The sequence below is a fragment of the Hyphomonas chukchiensis genome, from assembly GCF_000682695.1.
Lineage (GTDB): Bacteria > Pseudomonadota > Alphaproteobacteria > Caulobacterales > Hyphomonadaceae > Hyphomonas > Hyphomonas chukchiensis.
Genome location: NZ_AWFG01000069.1, coordinates 1 through 1,439, shown reverse-complemented (window position 1 = coordinate 1,439; position 1,439 = coordinate 1). Strand labels below are relative to the sequence as shown.

Here is a 1,439-nt window from a genome sequence, read left to right as displayed (position 1 = left end):
CTTCTCTAATCGGACATGGTTCGTCAACTCCGTTTCTGGATCGCGTCCTTGCGAGTCGGCAATGTACCTCGGGCTTCACGCTTCTCTTCGTGATCGGCGCAGGTCGCCTTTTGGCGCTAACCGTCACATGATGGGATCAGAGGTTGATGCGGAACAATCTGCCTGTCGATGTCACCAACTGAACAGCTGGTCCACCAGGCCACATAGCGTTCTCACATTTTCCCTCGATCCCGAGGGACATGGCACCGCCTTATCGACGGATCGGTTTACCCGGCGAAACGGGATTGTTCTTATTTCATACAGGGCAGGACTCGCTGCCCCAATCGAAGTCGGTTCCGTCTACCCACATACGATGCAGTATGACCGACAGACGCCTTGCAAGCGCGACCTTCGCACGAGCAGCGCCCCTTCGTTTAGCGACATTCATCGCCCAAGCCTTCAGAGGGAACCACTTCACAATCCGTGTCAGAATGGTGTTTGCAGCTTCAAACAGGGCAACGCGCATCATCCCATCGCCGCATTTAGATATGCGTCCGGTCACATCGATGTTTCCAGACTGATATGTCTTGGGGGTCAATCCAAAGTGCGCGCCCACCGACTTGGAGTGCGCAAACCTTGCGGGCACATCGACGGTCGCCCTAAACGTCAGCGCCACGATTGGTCCTACACCGGGAGCTGTCATCAGTCGCCTGCAGACCGGGTCCTGACGCGCAATGCGCAGCACTTGCTTGTGGAGTGCCGCTTCCTGTTCCCGGAGGCAATGCCGGACTTCGAGCAGCGGGCCAACGACATCCCGCAAGAAAGCATTGTCCTGTATCAGTTCGCGAACGCGGACTTCGAAGCGTGCTCTCCCGGCATTGCCGATCTTCAGTCCGAAATTGCGAAGGGCACCCCGTATTTCATTTTCTACATCCTGCCGCTTGTGAACGATGAATTTGCGGCTGGTGAGCAGCACGCGCTGTTCCTGACTCGTTTGCGTTTTGACGTGGACAGGCTTGTAGAGCCCGACCCGCATCATCTGGGCAATTCCCCTAGCATCGTTGCGGTCTGTCTTATTGATGCTGGCCGACAGCACCGCCTTCACATGGCGCGTCTCAATGCAGACCGGCGAGAGCCCCGCTGCTGCCATGCCTTCATGCAGATGCTGGGAGAGCGGCGCTGCTTCCAGCCCGATCCGCTCACATGTCACATCGATGCCGTCGAACCAGTCGACCAGAGGCGCAATCTCGGACGGCACTTTGCCTTCGCGGATGATCGCCCCGGACTCATCCACGACGCACACGCTCGACTCGTTCAGCGATACATCAATCCCAGCGAAATACTTCATGACTGTCTTCTCCTTGTTCTGACCGGAAGTCCCTTCCTTCCGGCAAGTTATCGGACTGACAGCGTAAGGGGCAGATGCCCCCGGCGCGATGTAGCGTCCGATTATCCCATCT

General features: G+C 57.3%; 1 protein-coding gene. It reads right to left on the bottom strand.

Going from position 1 to position 1,439, the window contains the following annotated elements:
- Positions 1-295 precede the first annotated feature (295 nt).
- The gene (locus tag HY30_RS16535; RefSeq protein ID WP_034743424.1) at positions 296-1,327 is read right to left on the bottom strand and encodes an IS110 family RNA-guided transposase; all 1,032 of its coding nucleotides are present in this window, start codon (positions 1,325-1,327) and stop codon (positions 296-298) included.
- Between the last annotated feature and the right edge of the window lie 112 nt (positions 1,328-1,439).